The following is a 16,713-nucleotide window of genomic DNA, read 5'->3' on the forward strand; positions in this document are numbered from 1 at the left end:
GCCTGCACACTGGTGCCTGCCGACTGGTACCTGCAGAGTGGTCGCCATGAACCCTGATCTGACCCCGGCCCAGGAACCTGAAGTGACGCCCGTGCGACTGCTGCTGGTCGACGATGAGCCCGGCCTGCGCACGGCGGTAAAGGCCTATCTGGAAGATGAGGGCTTCGCGGTGACCACCGCCAACGACGGAGAGGAGGGCTGGAGCGTGGCCCAAGAGATGCTGCCCGATGTAATCCTCAGCGACGTGATGATGCCGCGCCTGGATGGCTACGGCCTGCTCAAGAAGCTGCGCGCTGATGAGCGGCTCGGTGGCACACCGGTGATCTTCCTCACCGCCAAGGGCATGACGGCCGATCGTGTTTCAGGTTTCCAGGCCGGCTGCGACGACTACATCCCCAAGCCCTTCGATCCCGATGAGTTGGTGGCCCGGGTCAACAACGTCGTCAAGCGCCAGCAGCGCCTGCTGGCGGAGGCGGCCCGCTTCGCTGACGCCGATATCGGCCAGTTGTCTAAGCAGATCACCGAGATTCGCTCCCTGCTAGCCACGGGAAGTGCCATGAAGCCAGCCAGCGCATCCGAGCATGTGTTCACGCCGCGGGAGGCCAGCGTGTTGCAGCTGGTGGCCGAGGGGATGATGAATAAAGAGATCGCCCGGCGGCTGGAAACCTCGATCCGCAACGTCGAGAAATACGTCAGCCGTCTATTCATTAAAACCGGCACCGCCAGCCGCACCGAACTGGTGCGCTACGCCCTCGAGCACGGTCTTGTCGACTGAACCAGTCTTGTCGACTGAGCTGCCGGCGGCCTTGAACCGGGGCCACGCCTACCGCGACCGCGTGACACCCCACGACGCGGGCCAGCTGCTCAGCGCGTTTTACGCAGCTCGCTATGCCCATTCCAGTGGGGCGGTGTGGCGACAACGGCTCGCCGCCGGTGAGATCTGCAGGAACGGCCAGCAGCTCCAGGCCGATGTCGCCCTCGCAGCCGGAGATGGACTGGTCTGGCATCGGCCCCCCTGGCAGGAGGTGGCCGTGCCGGTGTTGCCCAGCCCCCTGTTCGACGACGGCGACCTGCTGGTGTTCAACAAGCCCAGCGGTTTGCCAGTGCTGCCGGCCGGGGGCTTCCTGATGCACACAGTATTAGCCCAGCTGCAGGCCCGCTGGCCAGGCGCCCGGCCCGTGCATCGCCTGGGCCGCTTCACCTCAGGATTGCTGGTGTGTGCTCGCCGCTCCGCCAGCCGCGCCTGGCTTAGTGCCCTGCTGCGGGAGAGCACGGCGCAAGGCCGCTGCACCAAGACATACCGCGCCCTGCTTCAGCCCCCGGTCCCCGAGTCCCCCTTGCTGGTGCTGGAGCCCGGCCAGCCGCTCAGCCTCACCACACCGATTGGTCGCTGTGCCCATGGGCGCCTGGGCACCATCTGGGCCGCAGCCCCCGCCGATCCCGCTGCCCTGACCTCCTCCAGCGAATTGCGCTTGCTGCAGCGGGGCGAGCGGGCCTGGTTGGCGGATGTGGCGATCGCCACCGGCCGCCCCCACCAGATCCGCATCCACACCGCCGCCGCCGGGGCGCCCCTGCTGGGCGATCCGCTCTACGGGCCGGGTGGTGTGGCTTGCGACCAGGCCCTGCCAGGCGATGGTGGCTACCACCTGCACGCCCACCGGCTGCAGTTGGTCTGCCCCGATGGCGGCCTGCTTGCGCTGGAGGCGCCTTTGCCCGAGGCCCTGCGCGGAGCTGCCGATGGCTGAAGTTCAAGCTCCGGGCCTGCACCTGCGCCACTGGCCGGCCTGGCTGGCCCCCACTGCCGCGGCTGAGCTGCTGGAGCGCCTGCAGCTCGAGGTGCCCTGGAAGCAGGAGGCGATCACGCTCTACGGCCGCCGCCACCTGCTGCCGCGGCTCACCTGCTGGATGGCCGATCCGGGCTGCGGCTACAGCTACAGCGGCCTGGCCAATGTGATTGAGCCCTGGTCGCCGGCGGCCGCCGAGCTGCGCGAGGCCCTGCAGGAGCTCACGGGCTGGCGCTTCAACTCCCTGCTGCTCAACCGCTACCGCGACGGCCGCGATGCCATGGGCTGGCATGCCGACGACGAACCCGAGCTCGATCCCGCAGCGCCGATCGCCTCCCTCAGCCTCGGCGCAGCCCGCGACTTCCGCTTGCGGCCCCAGCCCAGCCCGCGCCACCGCGCCGCTGTCGTCTCCGGTGCCTGCCAGTTGCCCGCTGGTTTTGGCGATTGCACCCCGTTCAACATGGCGTTGCACAACGGCGATTTGCTGCTGATGGAGCCCCCCACCCAGCTGTGGTGGCAGCACGCCCTGCCGCGCAGGCTGCGGCTGCAGCAGCAGCGGCTCAATTTGACGTTTCGGGTGGTGCGGGCCAGCCGCTGATCACTTGCCGGGCGGCAGATAATGGCGTCAGCTTCCTGCCGTCCATGGCCCGAGCTCGCCATCGTCCCAGTGGGTTTGCTCAGCCTTCCGGAGCCGATTTCTGGGAGATCGGTTTGACGGCCATGCCCGCCACCGTGCCGGGGGATGACGGCCAGCCGGTGCGCCCCTTGCTCGCCATGGTGGTTGAGAGCAGTGGTCGCGTGCGCGGCTCCGCCATCGGCCATCCGGATCGGCCCCTTGAAGCTCTGGAGCCGGCGATCGAAATGGCGATCGAGGAGCCCCAGGCGCCCTGCCTACCGGGCAGGCCCCGCAGGGTGGTGGTTGGCAGCTCCCGGTTGCTGAAGCTGGTGCCGCCCCTGTTGCCGGGGGTGATGGTCACCCGGGGGGATACGCCCCATCTCGATCACGTCACCAGCAGCCTGCGGAACCACATCGCTGCTGATGGCGATCAGCCTGGTCAGCAAGGCCTGGCGACCTACCTCGGCGCCGATGTCACTGCCGAGGCGGTCGCCAGCTTCTTCAAGGCCGCGGCGGCCCTCTATGAACGGCGGCCCTGGGAGCAGGTGCCCAGCGATGGCCATCTGTTCACGCTCAGTTGCGCGGCCCTGCGCATCAAAGGCTGGGCCGGCTGCGTGATTGGTCAGAATCGCGAGAATTACGGTGTGATCCTGTTCCAATCGGTGGCGGATTACGACCGCTATGTGGAGCTGGCGGAACGCTCCGTGTCCGAGGGGCTGGAGGTTATGGATAGGGCCCCGCCCCACCGGGCCATCAACTTCGAGTCGAAGCGGCACATGCCCCCTGCTCTCCTAGAAGAAATCCGGCGCTATCGCTGGCCCGTGGCCAAGGGAGACGCCTACCCCACCGTGATGCTGGTGCAGCCCAATCTGGGGCTGGAGCCGCCCTCCCGGGCCGATCTGGCTCAGTTGGAGGCGGTGGCAGGTGCACTGACGATCTGGCTCGATTCGGAGCCCGATCTGGCCCGCTGCTGGGCTGGGCCCAATGGGCGCCGCCGCCGCTTCCGGGTGCCCGTCGGCCCGATGGAGGTGCCGGTGACGATCGGTGTTGTGGCTGAAGCCATCCAGTCACCAGACCCACAGCTGGCGGCTGACCTTGCCAGGTTCGCTGAGCCGCCCCCGCGCTCGCTGAAGGTGCCGGCGGCGTTGCAGCTCAAGGTCACCAGCTTGCTGGCGTCGATCGATGGCTTCTGCGCCAGCCATCTCAACGATGAATACCGCCAGCTGATCCACACGGCGGTGGCGGCCCTGGCCCGCAAGCGGCCCTCACCGCTCCTGGGCGGTCGGGAACCCTCCTGGTGTGCCGGAGTGGTGCATGCCATCGGCAGCGCCAATTTCCTGTTTGACAGGAGCCAGACGCCCCATTGCAGCGCCAGTGAGATCTATGACCATTTCGGTGTCTCCGCCGGCACCGGCCAGGGCCACTCAAAGAAAGTGCGCGATCTGCTGCGCATCGCTCCCTTCACTCCCGACTGGACCCTGCCCAGCCAGCTGGACGACTCTCCCATGGTCTGGATGGTGGAGGTGGATGGCTTCATCCGCGACGTGCGCCAGCTGCCCCTGGAGATCCAGCTTGAGGCCTGCGCCAGGGGGTTGATCCCCTACGTGCCTGCCCTGCGGGCTCAGCCCCGCTCGAAGGCGATCAGGCGCGAGAAGTAGAAGGGGGCCTGGTTGAGGCTGCGGCGCACGGGCTTAAAGCCAGCCGCGGCGGCGGCCGCCACAATGCCGTCCTCCCGCAGGGTGTAGGCCCGGGTGGTCTTGCTGGGGCCTGGGAACAGCTGGCCGATCCCCTTGAGCAGGGCCAGCAGCGGCGTGTAGGGGGCAAAGCTCACGATCAGGTGCCGCTCCGCCATCGCCGCCAGGTGGCGCACCATCTCTTCGGCCGGGGCCTGGGGGTAGTGGATAAACACATCCAGGCAGATCACCGTGTCGTAGCGACCTTCGAGGCTTTCGAGATCGGAGGCCAGGAAGCTGATCTGGCCGGGCTTGACGCCCAGCTCACCAGCGCGGCGCTCGGCCTCTTGCACCATCGCCCCGGAGAGGTCGGAGGCGGCGATTGAGCCCGCACCCAGCTGGGCCAAAGGCAGCGTCAGGCTGCCGACGCCGCAGCCGGCATCGCAGAAGCTGCGCTGCTCCAGATTGCCCTGCTCCTGCAGCCAGACCAGCACGTTGTCCACTGTTTTTTGGTGGCCGATGCGGATGTTGCGCTGCACCTTGTTGACGTCGCCGGAGGTGCTGTAGATGCGGTTCCAGCGCTCGAAGCCAGTGGTTTCGAAGTAGCCCTTCACCTCGGCTTTTTCGGCTGCTGTTTCGGCGGCGGTAGGCATCGAGCGCGGCACAGGGCCTAAGGGTGGGCTGGATCCTAGGGAGCCGCTCCAGCGAGCGCCCATGATCTCGGGACGTGTCTACACTGGAGTTGCGCTGTCTACACGCCCTGGCCATGGCGCTGAACATTCGCAATCCAGAGGCAAGCAGGCTTGCAGCGGAGGTGGCTGCTCTCGCTGGAGAAAGCAAGACCGTCGCCGTGATCCTGGCCCTCGAGGAACGTCTGCAGCGGCTACGCCGCCAGCAGACGACCCGTCCTGACGCCCAGAAGCTCCTCGCCAGTCGTCTTGATCAGATCGCCCTGAGCTGTGCTGCCAGGCCGATGCGCGACCAGCGCACGGCAGAGCAGATTCTTGGCTACGACGCCCGTGGCCTGCCCTCCTGATGGTGATTGACACCACTGCCGTGCTGGCAATCCTCCAGGACGAGCCCGAGCGTGGTGCTTTCAACACCGTGATTGCCGCCGCCGAGAGTTGCATGCTCTCGGCGGCGACCCTTGTGGAGCTCTCCATCGTGCTGTAAGCTCGCTTAGGCCCTGACGGCCAGCGCGATCTGGATCTGTTCCTCAGCACGGCTCAGATCAACATCGTGGCTGTTGATCGCGATCAGGCCGAGCTCGCCCGCAGTGCCTTCGGCCGCTACGGCAAAGGCCGGCATCGTGCTGGCTTGAATTTCGGCGATTGCTTCTCCTATGCCCTGGCCAAGGGGGCTGGCGTTCCTTTGCTGTTTAAGGGCAACGATTTCAGTCATACCGATCTGGAGTCAGCCTGGAACCCGCCGCCAGCTGAGCGCGTTGGCTGACGCGCTCCAGCGCAGGGTCTCCACCAGGGGGGTACTTACAAGCATTTGGGGCAGGCTGCGGTCTTCCCCCAGCACCCGCCGGGGCGTGATCGTGGCTGCGGCGATCGCCTGCTCGGGTCGCACGCCCCAGCTGGCCAGGCGCCGCACCCCTTCAAGTAGGGGCAGGGTGACGCCGGCCAGGGTGCCATCTTCCAGCCGGCAGCTGCCGTCGGCCACGATCAGCAGGCGCTCATCCCAGCGGTGCTGGCCTTCGCCGAGGCCGTAGGGGGCAAGGGCATCGCTCACCAGCACCACCTGCTCTGGAGCTAGCCGCTGCAGCAGCACCGCCATCGTGGGCTCCACGTGCACCCCATCGGCGATCAGGCCGATGGCTACGTCCCCCCGCAGGGCGGCAGCCGCCACCGGCCCTGGCGCGCGCCGGTGCATGTCCGGCATGGCGTTAAACGCGTGGGTGAGCATGCTCACGCCGGCAGCGAAGGCGGCGTGGCTCTGGGCTTCCGTGGCCGCGCTGTGGCCCAGGCTCACCACGATTCCCCGCTCGGCCAATGCGGTGACCACGGCGCCGGCCCCGGCCAGTTCCGGGGCCAGGGTCATCAGGTCGATGTCGTCTTCGAAGCCTTCGATCCGCTCGGCCAGGGCCGCCAGGCTCGGTGCGGCCAGGTGCTGGGCAGGATGGGCGCCGCGCCGCGTTGGCTCCAGGAAGGGGCCCTCCAGGTGGGCGCCCAGCAGCTGGCAGCGGCCCGGGCGGTGGGCTGCCCGCGCCTCGGCCAGCACGGCCATGGCCTGGCGCAGCGGCGCCACGCCGCAGGTCACCAGGGTGGGGCAGATGGCTTCGACGCCGTCGCGCCAGAGCAGCTCCAGCAGCTTCTCCAGTTGCGGAAGATCGGCCGGCGTGAGTTCAGGAAAGGCCAGGCCCAGGCCGCCGTTGATCTGCAGATCCACCCCGGCCGGGCTGAGCCAGTCGCCGCCCCAGTCGTCACCGGCGGCGCTGCTGCCGGCGGCCAGGGGCTCTACCACGCTGATCAGGTCGTCGGCGTCGAGGCCGATGCGCCAGCGCTGCTGGCCGCCGTGGCTGCAGCGTTTGGCCTGGGGCAGGCGCACATTGCTGAGCCAGCGCATGGGCAGGAGTGGCGCCGGAGCAGCCAGAAGGGACAATGCCATTCTCTGCCTGCGGTGGCGTGGTTGCGCTCTCCTCCTTTGACACAACGCGGACTGCAGCCGCCCCGCGGGTGGCCGTGGTGATGGGTAGCGACTCCGACCTGCCCACGATGCAGCCGGCGGTGCAGGTGCTGGAGCAGTTTGGAGTGGCGGTAGAGGTGCGGGTGCTCTCAGCCCATCGCACTCCCCTGGAGATGGTCGATTTTGCCCAGACGGCCCGCGAGCGGGGCTTCAAGGTGATCATCGCCGGTGCCGGCGGGGCGGCCCACTTGCCGGGGATGCTGGCCTCCCTCACCACCCTGCCGGTGATCGGCGTGCCGGTGCAAAGCCGGGCCCTATCGGGTGTGGATTCGCTCCATTCGATCGTGCAGATGCCCGCTGGCATCCCGGTGGCCACCGTGGCGATCGGCGGCGGCCTCAACGCCGGCCTGCTGGCGGCCCAGATCCTCGCCACCGCCGATCCCCGCCTCGCCCAGAAGATCTCGGACTACCGCGATGGGTTGCACGGCCAAGTAACGGCTAAGGACGCCCGGCTGCAGCAGCTGGGCAGCCGGGCTTATCTAGAGCAGATGGGCTGATGCTGGAACGGCTCGTTCTGCCCCCCTGGCTCAAGGCCGGCCTGGCCCTGCCTTTGCTGGTGCTCAACCTTTGGGTGCTGCGCCAACTGCTGCTGCCCCTTGCCCCTTTCCCGGCCCTGTTTATGGGAGCGGCGCTGATTGCCTTCCTGCTCGATTTGCCCAGTCGCTGGTTGATGGGCCGCGGCCTGCCGCGCTGGCTGGCCTATGCGCTGGTAGTGGGTCTCAGCTTTGGCCTGCTCGCTTTGGCGGCCGTCTGGCTGGTGCCGCGGCTGATTGAGCAGTTGGCTGAGTTGATCACGGCCTTGCCCGGTTGGTTGGCCCAGGGCGAAACGCTGCTGCAGCAGTTGCAGGCCTGGGCTGGCACCCGCGGTCTACCCACAGATTTCGGCGACCTCAGCAGCGAACTGCTCACCCGCACCAGCCAGCTGGCCCGCCAGGTCAGTCAGCAGTTGCTCGGGTTGCTCGGGGCCACCGTCGGCCTCACGGTGAACACCGTGATCGTGCTGGTGCTGGCGGTGTTCCTGCTGCTGGGTGGTGAGGGCATCAGTGTCGGCCTTGCCCAATGGCTGCCGCCGCGGGTGCGCCAGTTGGTGATGGCTACCTTGAACCGCACCTTCCGCGGCTACTTCGCCGGCCAGGTGTTGCTAGCCCTGATCCTCAGCGTTGCCCAGATCGTTGTGTTCACCCTGCTGGGCATTCCCTATGGAGTGCTGTTTGCGGTGGCGATTGGCTTCACCACCCTGGTGCCCTACGCCAGTGCCCTGACAATCCTGCTGGTGAGCTTGCTGCTTGCCCTCGATGATCCCCGCACCGGCCTGGAGGTGCTGGCCGCGGCCATCAGCGTCGGCCAGGTGGTGGATCAGGTGATCCAGCCCCGCCTGATGGGCCGGATTGTGGGACTGCAACCTGCCTGGCTGCTGATCAGCCTGCCGGTGGGGGCCCGGCTGGGCAGCCTGCTGGGGCTTGGCGACTTGCTGGGTTTGCTGCTGGCGGTGCCGGTTGCCAGCTGCGCCAAAACCTTTCTCGATGCTTGGGGCGAGCAGTTGCGGGCAGCTGAGCGCAGTCCAGGCCAGCTCAGTTCGCCGGCGCCGTGATGATTCCCTGAGCCTCCAGATAGGTCAGCACCTGGGCCACCGAATCCTCCAGGCTCTGGCTACCCGTGTCCACCCGCAGCTCCGGGTTTTCCGGGGCCTCATAGGGGCTGGAGATTCCCGTGAACTCCTTGATTTCGCCGGCTCGAGCCTTGGCGTAAAGGCCCTTGGTGTCCCGCCCTTCGCACACCTCCAGATCGGCGGCGCAATGGATCTCGATGAAGTCATCGGCGTCCACCAGGGCCCGGGCTTTGTCGCGGTCGGCCTTGAACGGCGACACGAACGCGGTCAGCACCACCACGCCCGCATCGAGAAACAGCTTGCTCACCTCGCCGATGCGGCGGATGTTCTCCTCGCGGGCGGCGTCGGAGAAGCCCAGGTCCTTGCAGAGGCCGTGGCGGATGTTGTCGCCATCCAGCACGTAGCAGGCCAGGCCGCGCTCAAACAAGGCGGAGTTCACGGCATTGGCCAGGGTGCTCTTGCCCGAGCCGCTCAGCCCCGTGAACCAGAGGATGGCGCTGCGGTGGCCCCGCTGGTCGGCCCGGGCAGCCCGATCCACTGATGTGTGGTGCCAGGCGATGTTGGTGGAGGCTCCCCGGTTGGTGAGTGCGCCGTAGGCGGGGTTGGAGGCGGCGGCGGTCATCGGTGCAGGGTGCAGGCGCGGTCAGACGGCCATTGTGGCTGCCGGCGGCAGAATGGCTTGAGGTTGCTGGCGGAAGGGAGTGGCAGATGCAGATGTGCGCTGGCAGCAGCGGTTTGCCAATTTCCAGGCGGCCCTGGATCAGTTGGAGAGTTTCTTTGAGCCTCCTGCTCTCAACGAACGGGAGCAGCAGGGCCTGATCAAGGCTTTTGAATATTGCTTTGAGCTCGGCTGGAGCACCCTGCGTGATCTGCTTCTGGCTGAGGGCAATGCCGATCTGCTCGGCTCCCGCGACACCCTGCGCCTGGCGTTCAGCCGAGGCCTGATCGACGATGGAGAGGCCTGGATGCGGATGATCCAGGACCGCAATCTCACCAGCCACACCTACAACCGGGTCACGGCTGAGCAGATCGCCGCCCAGGTAGCGGAGCCTTATCTGGGCTGTTTCCAGCGCTTGCGTGCCCGCCTGTTACAACGGCTGGCGGATCGGCCATGAGTTCCTCCCCTCGCCCTGGGGCTGCCGTGATTCCCGGTCTCTCGCCCGCCGCCTCCGAGGCGTTGCTTGGCACCCTGCGCAGCTGCCCCCGGGTGGAGGAGGTGTGGCTATTTGGGTCGCGGGCGATGGGGCGCCATCGCCCTGGATCCGACGTTGATCTCACCTTGGTGGGTCGCCAACTCAGCCATCCCGATCGCCTCGACCTGATGGAGGCCATCGATTCACTGATGTTGCCCTGGAGCGTCGACCTCTCGCTGATGGTGGAGCTACCCGCCGACCTGCGGGCCCATGTCAGCCGGGTGGGGCGCCGGTTGGTCTGACCATGGCCCTTGTGTTCAGCCCCCCGCCTGCTTGGGGCGATACCCCGCCTTTTCCAGCGCCCCCAGGGCCACGGCCACCTGGTCTCCCTGCAGTTCAATCACACCCTCTTTGAGTGTGCCGCCGGTACCGCAGGTGGCCTTGAGCTGCTTGAGCAAAGCCTTGAGCTCGGCCTCGGGGGCCTCCAGGCCGGTGATGGCGGTCACGAGCTTGCCGCCCTTGCCCGCTTTGGTGCGCTGCACCCGCACCCGCTGCTGGACCCTGGGGGTGGGGTCCGCCGCCGGGACGCTGCCGCGCTCCAGGCTCGCCGCACTGCTGAATTCCTGCCAGACGCCCTTGGCCATGGGGCGAACTTACTGGATGGTTTCGGCGCGATGCCCGTGCCCGCTCCAGCCCCTACTCCAGGGGTCTCGCCACCTCCGGGAATGCAACAAGAACAGCGCGGTCTTCCGTGACCAGCGGCACCCCCAGCTGCTGTGCAGCAGCCACAAACTCGCAGTCGTAGGCACTGCAGCGGCTGCGATTAGCCAGCTGCAAAACCTGATCGGAGGCCACCGGTTCGTCCTGACCAGCCAGCAGCACCTCTGCGCGGTGCATCAGCGCCACGGCCTGCGGGAGCTGTAGCAGGTTACGCCGCAGGTAGGTGGAGAGCACATTGCGCCACTCACTGCGCCAGAGCGGCGGTGCTGCCCAGCGGGGTTGATCGAGCAACAGAGCTTCTGCCAGCTTTGTTTTGGGCCCTGGCAGCAGCAGATAGGCCAGCACGTTGGTGTCGACAACAATCAAGTCCGACCCTCGCGCTTGAACGCATCGATCTCGGCCGGATCAAAGCTGTGCGGAGCCAGGCTGTTGCGCAGGGCCTGGATCTCAGCCAGCTGCTGTTCGACGGCCACGGCATCGTTGCCCAGCCCGGCCTCCAGGCAAACGATCGCCTCATTGTTGAGGCTGCGCCGGTGCCGCTTGGCCGCCGCGGCGAGCCGGGCATGGAGCTCGTCGGGCAGGTTTTTGAGCGTGATGGTTTTGGCCATGGCAGCCAGTGTTTGCACGGCAGCCCAACCATTATGGAACCATTCTGGTGTTCACTCGTTTGGGAGCTTGGTGGCAATGCTTGTGTGCTGGAAGCGCTGCTGCCGGCCGCTGGCTTCTTAGGCTTTCACGATCTGATACCGCAAACGGGCGATGCTCTGCTGCAGAGGGCTGAGCTCCAGCCGACAGCCCTTGGCGGATCACGGCATTCATCACCTCTTTGAAGCTTCGCCCTGATAAACGAGCGGTGCGATTCAGCTCAGCGGCGAGATCGTCGTCCAGGGTCAGCGTGGTGCGCACGAATCACCTTTCAGCCATACGCACCATGATGCTTTGCAAAAGGCGCGTCATGATGGATGGGTTGCGAGGGCTTGGGCCTGAGTGCTCAGCCCCCCGCCTGCTTGGGGAGATAGCCGGCCTTTTCGAGGTCTGGGGTCACTTGGTCTCCCTGCAGCTCGATCACGCCGTCTTTGACGGTGCCGCCTGTGCCGGCAATGGCCTTGAGCTGTTTGAGCAGCGTTTTCAGCTCGGCTTCTGGCGCCTCAAGGCCTGTGATCGCAGTCACCAGTTTTCCCCCTTTGCCGGCCTTGGTGCGTTGCACCCGCACCCGCTGTTGGTCCTTCGGGGTGCTCGCTGTGGCTGACGCCTGGCGGGCCGTGCTTTCAGGCCTGCTGAATTCCTGCCAGCCGGCCTTGTTGGGCATGCCCTTCTCTCCGCTGAGGTGATTCAGCCGGGACGCTGCTGAGAGTCTCCGGCAGGCCGCGCTGCTCTCTATAGCCATGGCAGGAGTTTCTTGAGCCAGCGCGGCGTAAACGCTGCAGAATCACACCGGGTCCAAAGCTACCTGGGTGATGAACAAACGCGCCCTTAGCGAAACCGAGATCTGCGATCGCTGCATCACGCCTGCGTTGCAGCGGGCGGGCGGGCTGTTGGAGCGGATGCGGCGGGAGTATTCATTCACCGATGGCCGGATCATCGTGCGCGGGCGTCTGGTGAGCCGGGGCCGGCGCAAGCGAGCCGACTACCTGCTGGTGTACGAGGGTGTGCCGCTGGCCGTAATTGAGGCGAAGGACAACACCCATGCCATCGGCGACGGCCTACAACAGGCCCCGGCCTATGCCGAGATCCTGAACACTCCGTTCGTGTTCGCCTCCAACGGCGATGGCTTTGTTTTTCAGTATCCGTTCAGGGGGCGTGACAGCTCGCGGCGAACATCGACCCTGCTGAACTCTTGACGGCAGCTTGATTCCCGGTTGCATCACAGGCAGAGACTACCTGTGATGAGTACACCTCCTGACGGGATTCCAGAAGCGGACTGGCTTGCAACTTCAGCCAGCGTCAGAACGCTGATCCTCACTCAGCAGCAGGAGATTCAGGCTCTCAGGCAGGAGAACGATGAGCTCCGCTGCCAACTCACCGGCCTGGCCACAGAGTTGGCAAACCTGCGGGAGCGGATCGGACGCAGCTCTCGCAATTCCTCCAAACCTCCCTCCAGTGACGGGCTTGGGTTTAAGCCGCCAGAGCGGCGCAAGGGCAGTGGCCGCAAGCGGGGCGGCCAGCAGGGCCATCCCGGATCCGGACCAGAGCTGCTGCCGATTGAGCGGGTGGATGAGGTGGTGGATCACCACCTTGATGCCTGCCGCCGTTGCGGTCAGCTGCTGGACGGTATTGATCCACAACCCTTGCGCCATCAGGTGATCGAGATCCCGCCGATCACACCGCTAGTGATCGAGCATCGCCTTCATCGTCTGGTGTGCCCCTGCTGTTCCACCAGCACCTGCGCAACGCTGCCGGCTGATGTAGAAGCCAGTCACTACGGCCCAAGGCTCAGTGCCCTGGTGGGCCTGCTGGGCAGTGCCTTTCCGTTGAGTTTCAGCAAGACCCAGACCCTGCTCCAGCAGCTGGTGGGAGTGGAGATGAGCCGTGGGGCAATCGCACGGTTCCGCCAGCGCCTGAGTGCAGCGTTGGCGGAACCGATGGCCCAGGCGCTGGAGGCCGCCCGTCAGCAGCCGGTGGCCTACGTCGATGAAACCGGCGCCCCCACCGGCAATGCCGTAGACGCAGTCTTCCGCGAAGCGGTGGGCAACAATCCCACTGGAAAGCGGGGCTGGCAGTGGGTCATGGTCACCGCCGTGGTGACGGTATTTATGCAAGGGCTGAGTCGATCGACGGCCGCCGCCATCGAGCTGCTGGGGAACGCCTTTGGCGGGATTGTCGTGAGTGATCGCTTCTCGGCCTACAACCACCTGCCGGTGATGCAAAGGCAGCTGTGTTGGGCGCACCTGATCCGCGATCTGGTCGCCATCGCCGAACGCCCGGGCGCCAGCGCCGAATTCGGAGCGGAGCTGCTGGGCCTGCAGCAGCAGCTGTTTGGCCACTGGCACCGCTACAAGGAGGGAAAGATTGACTGGCCCGCCTTGCAGCAAAGCTGCCGGCCGATTCGCCAGGCATTTGAGACCACGTTGCAGCAGGTGGTGGAGCTGGGCTACCAGCGCGGCGAGCGAACGCCTTGGGCCAGCACAGTGCGCACCTGCCAGCAGCTCCAGAAGGTGACAGATGGGTTATGGACTTTCCTGGAGAACGAGGGAATAGAGCCCACCAACAACGCTGCAGAACGTGCCCTGCGCCAATCGGTGATTCAGCGCAAGATCAGTCACGGCGTCCAATCAGCCAGCGGTGCCATCTGCCGGAGCCGCCTGCTCACGGTCACCACCACCCTTAGGCAACAGGGGCGGGATGTCTGGGAGTTCCTCGAGCAGGCCTGGATCGCCCATCACCGCGGTGGGGTGATGCCGTCACTGCTGCCGGAACCCTGAGGGCAGAAGAAAGGGCGGCACCGCATCTTTGCCCACTCAGGGATAAGCGATTAGGCGCGCATTTGAGCGGCGGGAAGTCCCGTCCCCTGAACGCTTACCAAAAATCAACGGCGTTGATTTCAATAATTTCAGCGAGCGCAAACACTTCGGCGATATCTACGAGCAGCTGCTCAACGATCTCCAAAGTGCCGGCAACGCCGGTGAGTACTACACGCCCCGCGGTGTGACGAGCTTCATGGTGGAGCGGGTCGATCCCAAACCCGGCGAGCTGTTGCTGGATACATCGGGGGGCACCGGTGGCTTTATCACCTGCTCGATTCGCCACATGCGCGAGCGCTATGTGAAGACCATTGCCGATGAACAGGCGATGCAATCGGCGCTGCGGCTGATCGAGAAGAAGCCGCTGCCCTACATGCTTTGTATCACCAACATGCTGCTGCATGGGATCGAGGATCCCAGCTTCGTTGTGCACGACAACACCTTGGCCAGGCCCTACACCAGTTGGGGGCCTTCCGACCAGGTGGACATGATCCTCACCAATTCTCCGTTTGGCGGAGAGGAAGAGGATGGCATTCAGGATAATTTCCCCGCCCAGTTTCGTTCCCGCGAAACCGCCGATCTGTTTCTGGCGTTGTTCATGCGGCTGCTGAAGCCCGGCCGCCGGGCCGCCATCGTGTTGCCCGATGGCACCTTGTTTGGGGAGGGGGTGAAAACCAGGCTGAAGGAGCGCCTGCTGGCCGAATGCAACCTGCACACGATTGTGCGGCTGCCCAATTCGGTGTTCCGCCCCTACGCCAGCATCGGCACCAATCTTTTGTTTTTCGAGAAGGGCACCCCCACCCAGGAGATCTGGTACTACGAGCACCGCGTGCCCGACGGCCAGAAGGCCTATTCGATGACCCGCCCGATCAAGCAGGAGCATTTTGCCGACTGCGTGGCCTGGTGGGGCGGCCCCAACCGCGAGGGCCGCGTCGAAACCGAGCAGGCCTGGCGGGTGCCGATCGATCAGATCAAGGAACGCAACTACAACCTCGATCTCAAGAACCCTCACACCGTGGCCGAAGACCACGGCGATCCCGAGGACCTGCTGGCCAGCCTGCAGGCTGCGGAGCTGAAAGCCGCAGAGCTGCGCGACAAGCTCAAGGCGATCCTGGCGGAGGCGCTGTTGCGATGAACGCCGAGCGCTTGCTGGCCCATGTCGAGCGAATTAGTGAGGCCCCAGATGCGATTGCTCGGCTGCGGCCTTCATCCTCGATCTGGCGGTGCGCGGGAAGCTGGTGGAGCAGGATCCGGAGGATGAGCCGGCGGATGAGCCGGCGGATGAGTTGCTGGAGAAGGCAGCTTTCGAAATTTTGAGATATCAATCACAGTTTGATATTAGATCCCATAAGACTCAGGAAAGATCCGAAACCGCATCGTCCTTCTCACTGCCCCAAGGCTGGCAATGGACTCAGCTCTTTAGGATTTTCAGATCAATTACAGACGGAGATCATCAGGCACCTCCAAGATCTCCGGAAGGCATCCCATTTCTTGTTATTGGTGACGTCCGAGACCGAAGCATTTATTATGAGCCAGATAGGTTTGCTCCTGAGGCTTATTATGAGTCAATTTCAATTGAACGAAGGCCCATAAAGGGCGACCTTCTTTATGCACTTGTTGGTTCTTATGGTATCCCTATAATCGTCAGGGAGGATACACCTTTCTGCGTTCAGAGACATATTGGGATACTCCGACCATCTTCATTCGCGTCTGTTGAGTTTCTCGCGCTTTTAATGGATAGCATGCTCGTTTATGATCAGGTATCAAATATCGCAACTGGAATAGCCCAAAAGACGGTCCCACTTGGCGGGCTTAGAAAGTTGCTGATCCCCCTCCCTCCCCTAGCAGAACAACACCGCATTGTCGCCAAGGTGGACGAACTGATGGCCCTCTGCGACCAGCTGGCGGCCACCCAGCAGCAGCGGGAACAGGGCCGCGAGCGCCTGGTGGCCGCCGCCCTGCAGCGCCTCAACCAACCATCCGAAGATCCCGCCAGCTACCGCAACGACGCCAGCTTTGCCCTGCAGGTGCTGCCCTCCCTCACCACCACCCCGGCCCAGATCAAGCAGCTGCGCCAGACGATCATGAACCTGGCGGTGCGCGGGAAGCTGGTGGCAGGCTCAATGGGGCAAATAGCAGTTATTGGAGATTATCGAAATCTTCAGAATGGCTATGCATTCAAAAGCGGTTGGTTTGCCAAGTCTGGAATTAAACTTCTTCGCAATGCGAACGTAGGGCATGGACAAATCCGATGGAAAGATGTCGCCCATATACCAGAGGAGAGGTTTTCCGAGTTTGCTCGCTTTAGTCTTGAGGAGGGAGATATTGTCTTGACGCTAGACCGTCCATTTATTGTTACTGGTACAAAGGTGGCACGTGTTAATGCGTGCGACTTGCCAGCTCTCTTGCTGCAGAGGGTGGGCCGTTTTATTGAGATTGCTCTTGGGCTGGATGACGACTATCTGTTCCTGTGGATCAATTCGCCGCACTTTAATGAGCAGATCGACCCTGGGCGAAGCAATGGTGTCCCTCATATTTCATCAAAGCAGGTTGAAGCGGCTTCGATTCTGATTCCACCCCTCGCCGAACAACACCGCATCGTCGCCAAGGTGGATGAACTGATGGCCCTCTGCGATCAGCTGGAGCAGCAGCTCAGCCAGGCCGATCGGCAGCGCAGGCCGTTGCTGGAGGCGGTGTTAGCGGAGGCGTTGGTGGAGCCGGAGAGGAATTTGGATGCTGCTTATGCTTGAGTCCACTTCCGCCTGTTTCATTCTCGCGGCTGGGTCAGTCAGGATCGCAGGTGTTCCAGCGCAGTGCGGGCCGGCCCCGCTCCTTCCCCCTGGAGATTCGTGATGCTCACAGCCCTCACCCTTCACGACTTCACGGTGTTTGCCAAGGCCGAACTCCGCTTCGGCTCCATCAATGTGATCCATGGGGAGAACGGCAGCGGCAAGACGCACCTGCTCAAGCTCGCCTACAGCATCGTGTCCAGCCTGGTGGTGGCAGCCAATGAGCCGGCGGCGGAC

The 16,713-nt window shown here is 64.7% G+C and carries 23 protein-coding genes; 15 read left to right on the top strand and 8 right to left on the bottom strand.

The window, feature by feature from the left end:
- The first annotated feature begins 46 nt into the window (after window positions 1-46).
- Genes AC01FP_RS07515 through AC01FP_RS07530 form a run of 4 tightly spaced genes read left to right on the top strand, consistent with a single transcriptional unit; the run spans window position 47 to window position 4,058 of the window.
- Window positions 47-775 carry a response regulator transcription factor gene (locus AC01FP_RS07515; protein ID WP_474479262.1) on the top strand — a complete coding sequence of 243 codons (729 nt, stop codon included), beginning with the start codon at window positions 47-49 and terminating at the stop codon, window positions 773-775.
- Between the two features lie 7 nt (window positions 776-782).
- Window positions 783-1,745, top strand: coding sequence for a pseudouridine synthase (locus AC01FP_RS07520; RefSeq protein WP_474479264.1), 963 nt, complete (start codon window positions 783-785; stop codon window positions 1,743-1,745).
- Entirely contained in the window at window positions 1,738-2,382 is a 645-nt protein-coding gene (locus AC01FP_RS07525) for an alpha-ketoglutarate-dependent dioxygenase AlkB family protein (RefSeq protein ID WP_474479265.1), read from the top strand. Before AC01FP_RS07520 ends, AC01FP_RS07525 begins: the two co-directional genes overlap by 8 nt.
- Window positions 2,383-2,426: 44 nt before the next feature.
- Entirely contained in the window at window positions 2,427-4,058 is a 1,632-nt protein-coding gene (locus AC01FP_RS07530; RefSeq protein ID WP_474479267.1) for a DUF6398 domain-containing protein, read from the top strand.
- Here the strand turns inward: AC01FP_RS07530 and bchM are convergent.
- Window positions 4,022-4,726 (bottom strand): magnesium protoporphyrin IX methyltransferase, encoded by a 705-nt coding sequence (gene bchM, locus AC01FP_RS07535; protein WP_474479269.1) that lies wholly within the window; start codon window positions 4,724-4,726, stop codon window positions 4,022-4,024. The genes AC01FP_RS07530 and bchM overlap by 37 nt on opposite strands.
- A gap of 113 nt (window positions 4,727-4,839) precedes the next feature.
- Here bchM and AC01FP_RS07540 point away from each other — a divergent pair, with 113 nt between their 5' ends.
- From AC01FP_RS07540 to AC01FP_RS07550, 3 genes are all read left to right on the top strand, one after another.
- Window positions 4,840-5,109: a type II toxin-antitoxin system VapB family antitoxin gene (locus AC01FP_RS07540; RefSeq protein ID WP_474479270.1), complete on the top strand. Its 270-nt coding sequence runs from the start codon at window positions 4,840-4,842 to the stop codon at window positions 5,107-5,109.
- Window positions 5,109-5,246: a type II toxin-antitoxin system VapC family toxin gene (locus AC01FP_RS07545; RefSeq protein ID WP_474479272.1), complete on the top strand. Its 138-nt coding sequence runs from the start codon at window positions 5,109-5,111 to the stop codon at window positions 5,244-5,246. Before AC01FP_RS07540 ends, AC01FP_RS07545 begins: the two co-directional genes overlap by 1 nt.
- Before the next feature lie 66 nt (window positions 5,247-5,312).
- On the top strand, window positions 5,313-5,525 hold the full coding sequence (locus tag AC01FP_RS07550) for a type II toxin-antitoxin system VapC family toxin (RefSeq protein ID WP_474479273.1): 213 nt from the start codon (window positions 5,313-5,315) through the stop codon (window positions 5,523-5,525).
- Here AC01FP_RS07550 and AC01FP_RS07555 read toward each other — a convergent pair.
- Window positions 5,487-6,644, bottom strand: a complete 1,158-nt coding sequence (locus AC01FP_RS07555) for an N-acetylglucosamine-6-phosphate deacetylase (protein WP_474479274.1) — start codon at window positions 6,642-6,644, stop codon at window positions 5,487-5,489. The two genes, AC01FP_RS07550 and AC01FP_RS07555, sit on opposite strands and share 39 nt — an antisense overlap.
- A gap of 110 nt (window positions 6,645-6,754) precedes the next feature.
- Here AC01FP_RS07555 and purE point away from each other — a divergent pair, with 110 nt between their 5' ends.
- The gene (gene purE / locus AC01FP_RS07560; RefSeq protein WP_474479291.1) at window positions 6,755-7,261 is read left to right on the top strand and encodes a 5-(carboxyamino)imidazole ribonucleotide mutase; all 507 of its coding nucleotides are present in this window, start codon (window positions 6,755-6,757) and stop codon (window positions 7,259-7,261) included.
- Entirely contained in the window at window positions 7,261-8,355 is a 1,095-nt protein-coding gene (locus tag AC01FP_RS07565; protein ID WP_474479275.1) for an AI-2E family transporter, read from the top strand. Before purE ends, AC01FP_RS07565 begins: the two co-directional genes overlap by 1 nt.
- Here AC01FP_RS07565 and cysC read toward each other — a convergent pair.
- Window positions 8,336-8,995, bottom strand: a complete 660-nt coding sequence (gene cysC, locus AC01FP_RS07570; protein WP_474479276.1) for an adenylyl-sulfate kinase — start codon at window positions 8,993-8,995, stop codon at window positions 8,336-8,338. The two genes, AC01FP_RS07565 and cysC, sit on opposite strands and share 20 nt — an antisense overlap.
- Window positions 8,996-9,074: 79 nt before the next feature.
- On the opposite strand from cysC, the gene AC01FP_RS07575 reads away from it, so the two are divergent.
- On the top strand, window positions 9,075-9,488 hold the full coding sequence (locus AC01FP_RS07575; protein ID WP_474479277.1) for a nucleotidyltransferase substrate binding protein: 414 nt from the start codon (window positions 9,075-9,077) through the stop codon (window positions 9,486-9,488).
- On the top strand, window positions 9,485-9,808 hold the full coding sequence (locus tag AC01FP_RS07580) for a nucleotidyltransferase domain-containing protein (RefSeq protein ID WP_474479278.1): 324 nt from the start codon (window positions 9,485-9,487) through the stop codon (window positions 9,806-9,808). The genes AC01FP_RS07575 and AC01FP_RS07580 overlap by 4 nt, the downstream gene beginning before the upstream one ends.
- A gap of 15 nt (window positions 9,809-9,823) precedes the next feature.
- Here the strand turns inward: AC01FP_RS07580 and AC01FP_RS07585 are convergent, their stop codons facing one another.
- The 5 genes from AC01FP_RS07585 to AC01FP_RS07605 form a co-directional block, all read right to left on the bottom strand.
- Window positions 9,824-10,150, bottom strand: coding sequence for a translation initiation factor (locus AC01FP_RS07585; protein ID WP_474479280.1), 327 nt, complete (start codon window positions 10,148-10,150; stop codon window positions 9,824-9,826).
- A 52-nt stretch (window positions 10,151-10,202) separates the two neighbouring features.
- Window positions 10,203-10,592, bottom strand: a complete 390-nt coding sequence (locus tag AC01FP_RS07590) for a type II toxin-antitoxin system VapC family toxin (RefSeq protein WP_474479281.1) — start codon at window positions 10,590-10,592, stop codon at window positions 10,203-10,205.
- Entirely contained in the window at window positions 10,589-10,834 is a 246-nt protein-coding gene (locus AC01FP_RS07595; protein ID WP_474479282.1) for a FitA-like ribbon-helix-helix domain-containing protein, read from the bottom strand. Before AC01FP_RS07595 ends, AC01FP_RS07590 begins: the two co-directional genes overlap by 4 nt.
- A gap of 31 nt (window positions 10,835-10,865) precedes the next feature.
- Complete coding sequence (locus AC01FP_RS07600; protein WP_474479283.1) at window positions 10,866-11,132, bottom strand: ribbon-helix-helix domain-containing protein; 267 nt, start codon at window positions 11,130-11,132, stop codon at window positions 10,866-10,868.
- Between the two features lie 85 nt (window positions 11,133-11,217).
- Entirely contained in the window at window positions 11,218-11,535 is a 318-nt protein-coding gene (locus tag AC01FP_RS07605; protein WP_474479292.1) for a translation initiation factor, read from the bottom strand.
- Between the two features lie 148 nt (window positions 11,536-11,683).
- Between AC01FP_RS07605 and AC01FP_RS07610 the strand changes: the two genes are divergently transcribed.
- From AC01FP_RS07610 to AC01FP_RS07625, 4 genes are all read left to right on the top strand, one after another.
- Window positions 11,684-12,067 carry a type I restriction endonuclease gene (locus AC01FP_RS07610; RefSeq protein WP_474479284.1) on the top strand — a complete coding sequence of 128 codons (384 nt, stop codon included), beginning with the start codon at window positions 11,684-11,686 and terminating at the stop codon, window positions 12,065-12,067.
- Window positions 12,068-12,112: 45 nt separating this feature from the next.
- On the top strand, window positions 12,113-13,648 hold the full coding sequence (gene tnpC / locus AC01FP_RS07615; protein ID WP_474479286.1) for an IS66 family transposase: 1,536 nt from the start codon (window positions 12,113-12,115) through the stop codon (window positions 13,646-13,648).
- Between the two features lie 103 nt (window positions 13,649-13,751).
- On the top strand, window positions 13,752-14,822 hold the full coding sequence (locus AC01FP_RS07620) for an N-6 DNA methylase (RefSeq protein WP_474479293.1): 1,071 nt from the start codon (window positions 13,752-13,754) through the stop codon (window positions 14,820-14,822).
- An 88-nt stretch (window positions 14,823-14,910) separates the two neighbouring features.
- Entirely contained in the window at window positions 14,911-16,437 is a 1,527-nt protein-coding gene (locus AC01FP_RS07625; RefSeq protein WP_474479288.1) for a restriction endonuclease subunit S, read from the top strand.
- Window positions 16,438-16,713: the final 276 nt, after the last annotated feature.

The organism is Cyanobium sp. NIVA-CYA 375 (genome assembly GCF_056108345.1).